We start from the raw sequence: 13,038 nt of genomic DNA on the forward strand, positions 1-13,038 counted from the left end.
TTAAACCGGAGCTCAGGCGAGTTTTCCGCCCTTTTCCGAATGTACCTTTTCCGTACCGTACAGCGTCAGGAAGGCGGCAACGGCCTTCCGCGCCCGGGCGGAAAAATCCTTGGCCTGCGCTTCGCCGAGCAGCATGCGAACATGCAGATCGGAAACGATCAGGCCGTAAAAGCTGCGATAGGCATCTTCCAGATCGTCAAAGCGCAAGTAGCCGCAACGGCGACCGGCTTCGATCAGACCCCGAGCACGCTTGTCGATCTGACGACGTCCCCGCTCCAATAGCAGATTACCGAGTTTGGAGCCTTCACGGCTCGCCTGACCGATGGCAAGACGGTTCAACGCAAGCGAGACATCGCCTGCCAGAACCTCGAGCAGATCATGGGCAAAGACTTCGAGATGATCGACGAGCTGCGGTGCGGTCACGCGATCGCCCGCCTTCTCAAAGGTGCGGACCTTGCTCTGCTGAAAGCTGATCATCGCCGCCAGCAAACCATCGCGGTCGCCAAACCATTTGTAGAGGCTTTCCTTGGAACAGTTGGCCGCGCGTGCCAGACCAGAGGTCGTCAGCGCTTTTTCTCCACCCTCGACCAGAAGACGCAATGCCTGCTCCAGAACGGCGTTCTGTCGCGGCGAAAACTCCTGCGCTGTGATCGGATCGGTCCCCACCTTGTCCACTCCACTCTCGATTATGTACCGTACGGTACGGTTCGAGCGACATTTAAGCGGAGCGCTTCTCAGGGTCAAGAGGATTTTTGAACGAAGAGTGCGAATTGACGCGCCGCAATATAAGGCGCGTTGAAATTGCTGGAGGGAACAAGAGGTCAGGCAGTAGCGTCGAAGGTCTTGCGAGCCTGCTTCACCGCATCATGATGATCGAGCGCCCAATTGATGACCTGCGAAAGAGGCGCGTAAAGAGACCGCCCGAGCGGCGTCATGCTGTATTCGACGCTTGGCGGCTTTGTCGGAAAAACCTCGCGGTGAATATAGCCATCACGCTGCAAATCCCGCAGCGTCTGGGTCAGCATGCGTTGCGAGATATCGGGCACCATGCGCCGCAACTCGCCGAAGCGATAGGGGCGATCGGCAAGCGCCTGCAACAGCAGTGTCGACCATTTGCCGCCGATGTGGTTGAGCAGATCGCGCACCGGGCAATTGTCGAAATCGAGATTGGCGAAATCAGGAAGGGGCGCCGAGGCCTGCGCTGGCGCATGCGTTGCTGTCGGTTTCAACCGTGAGACTGTCGCGCTCATGGCGGTGGTTCCCTTCTGGTAACGTAGGGCGCAAGAAATGCCTTCTTTACAGCACCCGGTCAATTCTTATTTTAGAGCTACTCTCTTTTTGAGACTAACAAAGGACAGACATGATGAGCAAGATTCTTGTGACCGGCGCCTCCGGTCATCTCGGCCAGGCAATTATCCGTCACCTCTTGGAAACCTATGACGTTCCGGCTGCCAACATTGTTGCCGCCAGCCGCGATACGGCCAAGCTTGCTGGCCTCGCAGCAAAGGGTGTTGAGACACGCGCTGCCGATTTCGACGACGCGTCCTCACTTGATAGCGCGTTTCAGGGAATCGACACGCTCCTTATCATTTCTACCGATGCGCTCGCCGTTCCGGGCCAGCGTCTCAAGCAGCATAAGGCGGCGGTTGCCGCTGCCGCAAAGGCGGGCGTCAAGCACCTCGCCTACACGTCCATGCCGAACCCGGATAAGTCCCTCGTGACCTTTGCCCCGGATCATCTAGGTACGGAAGAAGCCGTCAAGGCAAGCGGCCTGCCCTACACCATCATCCGCAATGCCTGGTACCTCGATAACTACCTGCATGGCATGCCGCACAATCTGGCAAGCGGCCAGTGGTTCACAGCAACCGGCAACGGCAAAGTCTCCAATATCTCGCGGGATGACTGCGCTCGTGCAGCCGCAGCGGCTCTTGCCAAGGGCAAGGCGGAAAACAAGACCTACACGCTGACGGGACCGGAACTGCTCGATGCCGACCAGATCGCAGCCCTGGTATCCGAAGCGACCGGCAAGCCGCTCAAGGCCGTCAAGGTGTCGCCTGAGGATCTGCAGAAAGGCATCGAAGGCGCTGGCCTGCCCGGCTTCGTCGCCGCCATGCTCGCTTCCGCCGACGCCAATATTGCCGCCGGCAATTTCGAAATTCTGACGGATGATTATGAAATTCTCACCGGCAAGAAGCCTGAGAGTGCCGCAGAGTTCTTCAAGGCCAACAAGGCAGCATTGGTCGGATAAGACCAACACCATCCGCCGTGCTGTTCTCCATCGGCACGGCGGCAGACACAACCTTAGACTTTCGTAAAAGGCGCGCGCTACTCCGCAGCCGCGCCCATGCTTTCCCGCGACGCCTCCACGTCCCGCGCAGGTGACATGCCGTAAACACGGGCATATTCGCGACTGAACTGCGACGGGCTCTGATAGCCCACGCGGAGGCTGGCGGTGCCCGCGTCCAGCCGCTCCAACAGCATCAGGCGGCGCGCTTCATGGAGGCGGAGCTGTTTCTGGTACTGCACCGGGGTCATTGCCGTCACCGCCTTGAAATGCTGGTGAAAGGACGAGACGCTCATGCCAACCCGCTCTGCCACATCCTCGATGCGGATCGGACGGGTGTAATTCTCGCGAAGCCATGCGATGGCGCGAGCAATCCGGTTGCCATGGCTGTCTGCCGCCAGAATGTTTATCAATTGCCCGCCCGCAGGCCCGGTAAGAATGCGGTAGAGGATTTCCTGCTCGATCAGAGGTGCCATGGCAGGAATATCCCCTGGACGATCAAGCAAGCGCAGTAGCCGCGTGGTCGCGTCCAGAAGCTCGGGCGTCGCTGCGTTCACCACAATGCCTCGCTGGCTGGGAACAGCAGTTGGCGAGCGCGCAATATGTACCCGGCTCATCACATCCAGAAGCTTTTCACTGTTGATCGCAATTGAAATGCAAAAATGCGGCACCTCGCGGCTTGCCTCGACAACACGCCACGCCACCGGCAGATCGAATGAGGTCAGCAGGTAATCCCCTGCCCCGTAATTGATCGTATCGGTGCCGAGCTGAAGACTTTTGGCGCCCTGAATGACCATGGCAAAACAGGGATGATAGCTGCCATGGCAAGGCGCGCTGGGGCTCGAACGTTTGCTCAGCCGCAGCGCGTCGATATCGGTCGTCACTTCCCCCTCCGCCTTGGCATAGCGGGCCGCAATCGAGACGATTTCCTGATAGGGGCTGAAAGGCAGCGTCATGGGGTGAAAACCTTGGGAGCAACGTTGAGACATATCTAAAATGCCTTCCCCTCTTCGCAAAGAGGGCACGCCTCACTTTTGTAGAATTATGCAAGAAGCTCGGAGGATCGCTCTAACGCTCTTTCGTGTTCTGGGCGCATGATCAACCATCTCATTCCACAACTGAAAGGAACTTCAGATGGCTACTGCAAGAGGTTACGCTGCAACAGACGCGTCCAAGCCGCTTACGCCGTTCACCTTCGAACGCCGCGAGCCAAACGAAGATGATGTCGTCATTGACATTAAATTTGCGGGCATCTGCCATTCGGACATTCATACCGTTCGCAACGAATGGAAGAATGCGGTCTATCCGATCGTACCCGGCCACGAGATTGCCGGCGTCGTAACGGCGGTCGGATCCAAGGTCACCCGGTTCAAGGTCGGCGATCATGTCGGTGTCGGCTGCTTCGTCGATAGCTGCGTTGGCTGCGCGACGCGCGACGTCGACAACGAGCACTACATGCCGGGTCTCGTCCAGACCTACAACTCGGTCGAGCGCGACGGAAAGACGGCCACCCAGGGCGGCTATTCCGACCACATCGTCGTCAAGGAAGGCTATGTTCTGTCCATACCGGACCACTTGCCGCTGGACGCTTCCGCACCGCTTCTTTGTGCCGGTATCACCCTCTTCTCGCCGCTCAGATATTGGAAAGCTGGTCCCGGCAAGAAGGTCGCTATCGTCGGCATGGGCGGCCTCGGCCATATGGGCGTGAAGCTCGGTGCAGCCATGGGCGCTGATGTCACCGTCCTGTCGCAGTCGCTTTCCAAGAAAGAAGACGGGTTGAAGCTCGGCGCGAAGGATTACTACGCCACCAGCGACGCCTCTACTTTCGAGAAACTTGCCGGCACATTCGATCTCATCATTTGCACCGTATCGGCAGAAATCGACTGGAACGCTTATCTCGGCTTGCTCAAGGTCAACGGCTCCATGGTCGTGGTCGGTGTGCCTGAAAATGCGATTCCGGTCCATGCCTTCTCGCTGGTTCCTGGTCGCAAGAGCCTGTCCGGCTCGATGATCGGTTCGATCAAGGAAACTCAGGAAATGCTGGATTTCTGTGGGCAACACAACATCGTCTCCGAAATCGAGAAGATCGACATCAAGGACGTCAACGAAGCCTATGAGCGCGTGCTGAAGAGCGACGTGCGCTACCGCTTCGTCATCGACATGGCAACGCTCGACGCTTAACGCGAAGTGATTATCGGCAGATAGGATGGAGGCGGGCACCGATTGGGCCCGCCTCTTTTCGTTAAGGAGCCTTTCCGACAGGCTGCGTCTCATCCTTCAGCGTGTCACGCTGGGTAATCAGGCGCGCACTGTGCTGGCCGCTGAGATAGATCCACACCCAGCTCCATGCGACGGCAAGCCTGGAGCGGGTACCGATAAGGAAGTAGATATGGGCAATCCCCCATATCCACCAGGCGATGACGCCTTTCAGCTTGATCTTGCCAAAATCGATGACAGCCGCCCGCTTGCCTATGGTGGCAAGATTGCCCTGATGCACATATTTGAATGGCGCTGGCTGTGGCTGTCCCGCCAGCCGAGCCCTGATGACGTTGGCGACATGGCTGCCCTGCTGCTTGGCAGCAGGCGCGATGCCCGGGACAGGCTTGCCACTCTCCTGCTGAACCAGCGCCGTATCGCCAATGACAAAGATGTTTGGATCGTCGGCAATGTGAAGATGCGGACCGACCTCGGTACGACCGGCGCGATCTGCCGTGACGCCAAGCCATTGCGCGGCGGGAGAAGCTTGCACGCCCGCTCCCCAGATGATGGTCCGCGCCGGAATGAAATGATCGCCGACCTTGACGCCCTCCTCGGTGCAATCCGAAACGGGCGTGCCGAGCATGACCTCTACGCCGAGTTCTTCCAGCGCCCGCTTGCTATAATCCGATAGTTCTTCGGTGAAGGCAGGCAGCACGCGCTTTCCCGCCTCGACGAGGATGATCCGCGTCTTGCGCGTATCGATGTTGCGAAACTCCGGTGGCAGCACCTTCTTGGCAAGATCGGCAATCATCCCTGCCATTTCGACGCCCGTGGGGCCAGCACCGATCACGACGAAGGTGAGATAGGCTTGCTTTACCGCCTCCGTCTTCTCCAACTCAGCGCGCTCGAAGGCAAGGAGAAGCCGCCTGCGGATAGTCGTAGCATCTTCCAGAGTTTTGAGGCCGGGTGCATGTTTTTCCCACGCATCATTGCCGAAATAGGCGTGGCGCGCACCGGTCGCGAGCACCAGCGTATCGAAGGAGACCGTTTCGCCATGGTTCAGATGAACGGTTCGATTCGTCCGGTCGACGCCGGAGACCTCGGCGAGCATGGTCAAGACCTCCGGCCTATCCCGAAACAGATGGCGGATAGGCCAGGCGATCTCCGATGTCGCGAGCGCGGTTGTTGCGACCTGATAAAGAAGTGGCTGAAAAAGATGATGGTTGCGGCGATCGATCAGGGTGATGCGAGTAGGCGCGCCCTTCAGACCATGGACAGTTTGTAGTCCGCCGAAGCCTCCCCCAACGACGACGACATGATGTTCCTGCATGTGACTTGCCCTTATTACAATCAGAAAATCAAACCGCGCAGGTTGTACGCGGTTTCATTGTAGGGGCAAAAATTGATGTGAGTTATGAAATAGCCTGACCGCAGGCCCGGCAAAAACGCCGAACCGTTTCGGCCATGCCGTATTCGAGAGCATCCGCCGTCAGGCCGTGGCCGATCGACACCTCTGAAAGGTGAGGAATACGCTTCACGAGAGCCGGAAGATTGTCGACGGTGAGATCGTGACCTGCGTTAACGTCAAGTCCGAATTCCTTCGCAAAATCAGCCGTCTGGCCGAGTTTTTCAATCCAACCTGCAGCCGCTTCGGGATCATCGTAACAGCCGCCATACGGGCCGGTGTAAAGCTCAATGCGCGCAGCACCGGTTGCCGCCGCGAGCTCCATCGTTGTACGATCGGCGTCGCCATCGGCAAAGAGCGAAACCCGCATGCCGCGTGCCTTCAGACGTGACGTCACGTGCTTGAGAAAATCGCCATGCTTGCGAAAATCCCAACCGTGATCCGAGGTCGCCTGCGACGGATCGTCCGGCACCAGCGTCACCTGCTCCGGCTCGTTTTCTTCGCAGAGCAGAAGAAAATCCTCGGTCGGATAGCCCTCCATGTTGAACTCGGCCTGTGGAAACTCGTCATCGATCAGCGCACGTAGCACCGGCAGGTCGGAAAATCGGATATGGCGCTGATCAGGTCGTGGATGAACCGTCAGCCCGCTTGCACCCTCCTGCAAAGCTATGCGACCGAAGGCAGCGACATCAGGCCAAGGCAGGTCGCGCCGGTTGCGCAGCATGGCAATTGCGTTGAGATTGACGGACAATTTGGTCGGCATTTCATTCCCCGGCGTTGATGATGAAGGGCATCGCGTTGCGGTCCCGATTGACCGACATCTCCTCCATTATCGTATCATTGTGCAAGCTTCCAAAAAAATTACGATTCCTATGGAACCAACTTCAAACAAGCGCATTAGGTCCTGACGATCGGGGGCCGACATGACACAATCGCTTTCATTAGAAGATGCTGACTTTGATTTGGATACACATTTTGTCAGCGAAACGGGTGCGGCAGTCATGCCGGAGCTGGCTGTACCCCATATGAACGCGCGAGGCCAAAAGGGCCGCGAGGCACTCCCCGTCAAGCCCGGGTCATGGAGCAGCAAGTCCATGAGAAAGGCAAGTGAGCCAGCCGCAACGCAAGGATCGAAGAGCCCGAAGGGCTTTCTCCCGGACGTGAAGGTGCCGTCGTCGCTTCCACCAGAGCCCGTCGTTATTGCAGACATGGCAAATCTTTTTGGCGTCACCCATAGAACGCTGCATTTCTATGAGGAGAAGAAGATCCTCTCTTCGCGCCGCATGGGGCTGATGCGCATTTATTCACACCAGGATGTTCACCGCATGGCAGTCGTCAACCTGTTGCGGGATATCGGCGTTGCGGTTGCGATCATTCAGGAGATCATGGGCAAGCTCGATCATGCCTCATCCCAGGAAGAGGCTGACGACATTTTCCAGACCGCGCTTGAAATCCGCAAACGCGAACTAACTCTGGAGATTTCCACCGTTCATCGCCAGATCGATCAGATCAGCAATTTGATGGATGTGTCCGACGAAACCTATTCAGAGCCTCAGTATGAGGCCGCTTTCGACCTGACAGACCAGGAAAAAAGCTGTCTCGAATTGATGGCCGAGGGCTACTCGTCGACACGCCTAAGCCGGACATTGGGAATGTCGGCAGAGGAACTGAGCGGTCTGGAAGAAGGCCTTCTGGGAAAATTTGGCGTCAACAACCGGTTTCAGGTCGTCGCAAAGGCCCTGACGATGGGCGTTATCCAGAGCTGAGAAGCCCGGGCAAAAGCCTTACCGGACGATAGTCAGCGTCTCCGCTGCGCGTGTTACCGCGGTGTAAAGCCAGCGCTCACGTGTATCGCGGAATGCGTAGCTTTCATCGAAAAGCACGACATTGTTCCACTGCGAGCCCTGCGCCTTGTGAACCGTCAACGCATAGCCGTAATCGAACTCGTCGTAACGCTTGCGCGTGGACCAAGGGATCTCCGTTTCACTCTCTTCGAAGGCCGCCTTCAGCAATTTGATCTTCGCCGCACCGCGATCCATATCATCGTCTTCCGGCCGGATCATCAAATTGATGCCCGGTTTGACTGTCTCTCGCGACGAGCTCATCACTTGCCACAGTGAGCCGTTCAGCAGGCCTTTCGCAGGATCGTTGCGCAGGCACACAAGCTTGTCGCCGGATTGCGGATATTCCGCCGAAAAACCCTTCAACTCGCGAAGCCGCTGATTGTAGCGCTTGCGCGTCCGATTGGTCCCGACCAGAACCTGATCCGCGTCCAGCACCAGAGACTGGGTGACCTCAGACTTGGAAATCACCTGCGCAGTGCCGTAGTCGCCGCGCATGATCTCGCGTCCCTCTCGCACATCCATGGCAAGCTGGATAATCGGGTTGTCCTTCGCCTGACGATGGATTTCCGACAGCAGATAATCCGGCTCCTGCTCGGTGAAGTAACCACCGCCTGAAACCGGCGGCAACTGCCCGGGATCGCCCAGCACCAGAACGGGCGTGCCGAAGCTCATCAGGTCCTTGCCGAGCTGCTCATCCACCATTGAACATTCATCGATGATGATGAGCGCGGCCTTGGCAAGCGGGCTTTGGCGATTGATGGTGAACATCGGCGCAATCGAGGTCTTGCCGGTTTCCTCGTCTTCGACGGCTTCTTCGCCACGGGGCCGGTAGATCAGCGAGTGAATGGTGCGTGCATTGGAAGCGCCACGCGAGCGCAGAACCTGCGCGGCCTTGCCGGTGAAGGCTGCAAACAGCACCTCGCCATCCACATGCTCGGCAAAATGCTTGGCGAGCGTGGTCTTGCCCGTACCCGCATAGCCGAAGAGACGGAACACCGGCGAGCGGCCTTCCTTCAACCAGCGCGAAACAGCCTTGAGGGCTTCATCCTGTTGTGGAGAAAATTGCATATCTCCTCTTCGCAGGATTCGAGCCGCAAGCGCAACAGAAAAAGAACGAAAGAAGAATGTTCGGCTCAGAAGCAACTGGAGAACGCAACTGGCGGAGGGAGGCAATGGCATACCACGTCACATGTGATTAGATAGAGATATGAAGATATTGATTCTCGGTGCAAGCGGCTTCATCGGCTCGGACATTCTTCGCAGGCTGCACAATGATGGCCATGCCGTGACGGGTCTAGCGCGAAACACTGTTTCCGCCGGACGCAAATTCCCCCATGCCAACTGGATTGATTGTGATCTCGCGCGGATGAAGGATGCCGACAGTTGGACAGAGCTGGTGGCGGACCATGAGGTCATCGTCAATTGCGCAGGCGCACTCCAGGATGGTCTGGCAGACAATCTCTCCGCGACGCAACTCGATGCGATGCTGGCGCTCTATGAGGCCTGCATTCTTGCACGCGGCAGGCTCATCATTCAAATTTCGGCGCAAACCTCCGGCATCGCGGACAACTTACCATTCCTGGCGACCAAACGGGGCGCCGACGAAGCGCTTGTCGCAAGTGGATTGCCTCACGTTATCTTCCGCCCTGCCCTCGTGATCGGTCGCAACGCCCATGGGGGTACCGCGCTCATCCGGGCGCTCGCCAGTCTGCCCCGCGTCGTTCCTCTCGCCCATGCAGAGAGTCCCGTTCGCGTGGTCTCGGTGAACGATGTCGCCTCGGCCGTATCGCGCGCTGTCAGCGGACACATCGCGCCTGGAAGCGACCTCCATCTGGCAGCCGATGAGACAACGACTCTGAAAGAGCTCGTTTCGCTACATCGCCAATGGCTTGGCCTTCCTCCCGCAAGATTTGTCCCGCTCTCACCCTCTACGACCAGACCTGTCAGCGTAATAGCGGATCTTGCAGGTTATCTCGGTTGGCGCTCGCCGCTTCGATCCACAGCCATGGCGGTGATGTCGGAAGGTGTCTCGACGCAAGCGCAGACAAACACGCTCTCGGTTGCAACGGCAGCCGAAACGCTCACCCGTCATCCATCCGCCGTGCAGGATCTCTGGTTCTCGCGCCTCTACCTGCTGAAACCCATCATCATACTCTGCCTGTCTTTCTTCTGGTTGCTGTCCGGCCTCGTTCCGTTGGCAAACATCGATGGTGCGGCAGGCCATTTCCTGCCCTTCCTGCCACCGGCTATGGCGACCGCGCTCACAGTTGCGACCTGTGCACTCGATATCGCGCTCGGCCTTGCCGTCGTCATCAGGCGTTTTTCCAGAAGAGCCGTGCAGGGAATGCTGGTGGTAACCGCATCCTATCTTCTCGGTGCAACGCTTCTTGCACCTTCACTCTGGCTCGATCCGCTCGGGCCACTTGTGAAGGTCTTGCCATCGATCGTGCTCACGCTCGTTGCCCTGGCGACGCTGGAAGAAAGGTAAGCTGCTCAATGCTGGAAGAGCTGCTCCGCCTCGCCCATGTCATAGGCGCAACAGTACTGCTGGGAACTGGCGCTGGCATTGCCTTTTTCATGGTCATGGCGCGCCGGACGGAAAGCCCAACGCTGATTGCTCATGTCGCAGGAACGGTGGTGATTGCCGATACGATCTTCACGGCAACGGCCGCCATCGTTCAACCAATCACAGGCTATTGTCTCGCACGCATCATTGGCTGGCCCGTAACCGAAGGTTGGGTCTGGCTCTCCCTCATGCTCTACGTCTTCGTCGGCCTCTTCTGGCTGCCAGTTGTCTGGATCCAGATCAGGCTGCGCGATATCGCCAGGGTCTCGGCAGCCAACGGATCAGCGCTTCCTCCTCAATGGTTCAGCCTTTACCGTATCTGGTTCGCCTGCGGCTTCCCGGCCTTCTTCGCTGTCATCGCCATCATTTGGCTGATGCTCACAAAACCGGATATTCCCTTCGGGATCATTTAAACGAACGAGCTAGACCCAGGACTCGTTAAATCAGAGCCAGAAGATGGCGGCTGCTGCGATACATATGCTTGAGCAGAAGGTGTGGGCGCAGCGGTCGTATCGTGTATGGATCCTGCGCCAGCCCTTGAGCCGAGCGAGCATGTTCTCGATCTTGTAGCATTTTTATAGAGCATCGGATCATGCGGGATGACCACCTTGCGTTTTGTCCGTGATGGACTGCAGGTGGTGATCTAGTCTGCGTCGTAACCTTTATCGGCAAGCAGGGTATTGGCCTTAGGAAAGGCGTCGATTATCTTCGCAACTCCCTGATAGTCGGTCATCTGCCCTTCGCTTAGAGGCAGGATGAGCGATCAGTTGTGGCCGTCGTAGACGACATGCAGCTTGGAGTTCAGGCCGCCTTTGGTGCGTCCGATACGTCTGGGAACATTCCCTTTTCAGCAGGCTCACTGCTGTACGATGGGCGTTCAAATGCGTAGCGTCGATCGTCATTGCTCGGGCTTGCCCCGTTTGGCGATCAACTCGGCCAAAATCCGGTTGAGTACTCGGAGTCTGCTCTAGCGGATGAAACGATTATAGATCGTCCCCTCTGAAAGGGGCCTCGGTCAATCCGCGAGGATAAGGGCCACGCCTAAAATCAAGATGCTAGCGACAATGATTTTCTGAGAGGTTGAGGGCCGTGTCTGAAGCTTCCGGTCTAGGTAAGTGTCGCTTTCGTAGTCGGAATAGGGCTTCTCGATGTCGAGAACGTAACGGAGCCAATTGATAAAGTTGCTCATCAATATCCCTCTGACCTGATCGATACTGCTGTAATGCGAATAGCTTGCATGGCAATCCTCTCCTTCGCTGATGAGGCATAGCGTTCACAGCGGCATTGAAGGCATCCGTATTGCACGACTTTCTAATATACAACAAGGTATCGAAATGGTCATAATGACCGGTAAGGAGCATCATTTGTGCCGTCCCGGGTCGATCCGTTCATTCAAGTCCAAACGAAAAAAATGCCGCGTTACCGGAGCCTCTTCATTGAGTAAAACGCGCCCCGATTAAGCAGCGACGTCCTCTTTGCACCGGCGTTTCATATAGAGCGCCATGCTGCCGAGAGTGAGAGCACTCCTTTGTCGGCCAGCGGGGTCTTGGCCTTAGGAAAGTCGCGGCCATCGCAGACGGCATGCAGCTTGGAGTTCAGGCCACCTTTTGTGCTCCCGATACGTCTGGGAACATCCCCGTTTCTGCAGGATGGCTGCTGTACGATGGGCCTTCAAAGGATAGCGTCGATCGTCAATTGCTCTGGCTCGCCTCGTTTGGCGATCAACTCAGCCAAAATCCGTTGAATACGCCGAGCTTGCTCCAGTGGATGAAGCGATTGTAGATCGTCTTGTGCGGACCGTATTCACTCGGCGCGTCGCGCCAGCGCAATGCATTGTGCAGGGCGAAGATAATGCAGCTCAAAACAGACCGATCATCAACTCGCGGCAAGCCGTGAGACAAAGAGAAATATGGCTCGATCCGGGGCATCTGCGACTCAGATAACAACAGCAAATCACTCGTCGCGGTGCCCTGGTTCGATCCAAATGAATCAAAACCATAATACCAAGCAAAGCTACTTAATAGGTCCTGAGCCTAGACCAGCCATAATGTTCTCACTTCACTATCGGCCAGAGGCTGAGCACGAGCAGCACCGCCATGGTGATGTTGAACCATTTGAGCCGCGCTGGAACGGAGAGCCATTCGCGCAGTACAGAGCCGAAACCCGCCCATGTCGAAACGCTCGGGAGGTTCACCGCCGCAAAGGCAAGACCGACAAGCAGCACCGTAAACGTATACTGGCTCTCATCCGTGTACGTCGCCATGGCAGCAACTGCCATCACCCACGCCTTCGGGTTGACCCACTGAAAGGCGGCGGCGCCCAGAAATGTCATCGGCTCTGCACCGGTCTTCCCGTCGCTGAGACTCCGTGAGGTACCGATTTTCCAAGCGATCCAGACGAGATAGGCGCCACCGGCAAACTTAAGCGCGGTGTATAGCACCGGGATTGAATGCAGCAGCGCGCCTAGCCCAAGCCCGACGCCGATCAGCAGCGACAGGAAACCCGCCCCAATCCCCAGCATATGAGGAATCGTCCGGCGAAAGCCGAAATTTACGCCAGACGCAAACAGCATCATATTGTTAGGTCCGGGTGTTATCGATGTGGTGAATGCAAACACCAGAAGTGCGATGAAAGTCTCGATCGTCATGAATATCCCCTTGGAGCGCAATCCTATTCGCCCGCCCCGTGGAAAACCAGCAATTGGCACGAATGGTATGCCGCACAAGTTTTGATGGATCGG

General features: G+C 57.2%; 12 protein-coding genes and 1 pseudogene. 5 read left to right on the forward strand and 8 right to left on the reverse strand.

Annotation, left to right across the window (positions count from 1 at the left end):
- Positions 1-12 precede the first annotated feature (12 nt).
- The gene (locus QE408_RS17455) at positions 13-666 is read right to left on the reverse strand and encodes a TetR/AcrR family transcriptional regulator (protein WP_306934843.1); all 654 of its coding nucleotides are present in this window, start codon (positions 664-666) and stop codon (positions 13-15) included.
- 155 nt (positions 667-821) lie between these two features.
- The gene (locus tag QE408_RS17460; RefSeq protein ID WP_306933336.1) at positions 822-1,250 is read right to left on the reverse strand and encodes a winged helix-turn-helix transcriptional regulator; all 429 of its coding nucleotides are present in this window, start codon (positions 1,248-1,250) and stop codon (positions 822-824) included.
- A gap of 110 nt (positions 1,251-1,360) precedes the next feature.
- On the opposite strand from QE408_RS17460, the gene QE408_RS17465 reads away from it, so the two are divergent.
- The gene (locus tag QE408_RS17465; RefSeq protein WP_306933337.1) at positions 1,361-2,248 is read left to right on the forward strand and encodes an SDR family oxidoreductase; all 888 of its coding nucleotides are present in this window, start codon (positions 1,361-1,363) and stop codon (positions 2,246-2,248) included.
- A 77-nt stretch (positions 2,249-2,325) separates the two neighbouring features.
- On the opposite strand, the gene QE408_RS17470 is transcribed toward QE408_RS17465, so the two are convergent.
- Entirely contained in the window at positions 2,326-3,240 is a 915-nt protein-coding gene (locus QE408_RS17470) for an AraC family transcriptional regulator (protein ID WP_306933339.1), read from the reverse strand.
- Between the two features lie 178 nt (positions 3,241-3,418).
- Between QE408_RS17470 and QE408_RS17475 the strand changes: the two genes are divergently transcribed.
- Complete coding sequence (locus tag QE408_RS17475) at positions 3,419-4,465, forward strand: NAD(P)-dependent alcohol dehydrogenase (RefSeq protein ID WP_306933341.1); 1,047 nt, start codon at positions 3,419-3,421, stop codon at positions 4,463-4,465.
- 61 nt (positions 4,466-4,526) lie between these two features.
- Here the strand turns inward: QE408_RS17475 and QE408_RS17480 are convergent, their stop codons facing one another.
- Together QE408_RS17480 and QE408_RS17485 are read right to left on the reverse strand one after the other, a co-directional pair.
- On the reverse strand, positions 4,527-5,813 hold the full coding sequence (locus tag QE408_RS17480; protein WP_306933343.1) for an NAD(P)/FAD-dependent oxidoreductase: 1,287 nt from the start codon (positions 5,811-5,813) through the stop codon (positions 4,527-4,529).
- Positions 5,814-5,895: 82 nt separating this feature from the next.
- Positions 5,896-6,651 (reverse strand): pyridoxine 5'-phosphate synthase, encoded by a 756-nt coding sequence (locus QE408_RS17485; RefSeq protein WP_306933346.1) that lies wholly within the window; start codon positions 6,649-6,651, stop codon positions 5,896-5,898.
- Positions 6,652-6,982: 331 nt separating this feature from the next.
- On the opposite strand from QE408_RS17485, the gene QE408_RS17490 reads away from it, so the two are divergent.
- A complete protein-coding gene (locus tag QE408_RS17490; protein WP_306933347.1) occupies positions 6,983-7,654 on the forward strand; it encodes a MerR family transcriptional regulator in 672 nt (223 codons plus the stop codon).
- A gap of 18 nt (positions 7,655-7,672) precedes the next feature.
- Here the strand turns inward: QE408_RS17490 and QE408_RS17495 are convergent, their stop codons facing one another.
- The gene (locus QE408_RS17495; protein WP_306933350.1) at positions 7,673-8,800 is read right to left on the reverse strand and encodes an ATP-dependent DNA helicase; all 1,128 of its coding nucleotides are present in this window, start codon (positions 8,798-8,800) and stop codon (positions 7,673-7,675) included.
- Positions 8,801-8,939: 139 nt separating this feature from the next.
- Between QE408_RS17495 and QE408_RS17500 the strand changes: the two genes are divergently transcribed.
- Both QE408_RS17500 and QE408_RS17505 read left to right on the forward strand, forming a co-directional pair.
- A complete protein-coding gene (locus QE408_RS17500) occupies positions 8,940-10,220 on the forward strand; it encodes an SDR family oxidoreductase (protein ID WP_306933352.1) in 1,281 nt (426 codons plus the stop codon).
- An 8-nt stretch (positions 10,221-10,228) separates the two neighbouring features.
- Positions 10,229-10,711: a DUF2269 family protein gene (locus QE408_RS17505; protein ID WP_306933353.1), complete on the forward strand. Its 483-nt coding sequence runs from the start codon at positions 10,229-10,231 to the stop codon at positions 10,709-10,711.
- Between the two features lie 1,111 nt (positions 10,712-11,822).
- On the opposite strand, the pseudogene QE408_RS23045 reads toward QE408_RS17505, so the two are convergent.
- Positions 11,823-12,226: pseudogene (locus QE408_RS23045) on the reverse strand (transposase); the annotation flags it as partial.
- A 125-nt stretch (positions 12,227-12,351) separates the two neighbouring features.
- Positions 12,352-12,945: a LysE family translocator gene (locus QE408_RS17515; protein ID WP_306933355.1), complete on the reverse strand. Its 594-nt coding sequence runs from the start codon at positions 12,943-12,945 to the stop codon at positions 12,352-12,354.
- Positions 12,946-13,038 lie beyond the last annotated feature (93 nt).

This window comes from Agrobacterium larrymoorei (genome assembly GCF_030819275.1).
GTDB classification, from domain to species: domain Bacteria; phylum Pseudomonadota; class Alphaproteobacteria; order Rhizobiales; family Rhizobiaceae; genus Agrobacterium; species Agrobacterium larrymoorei_B.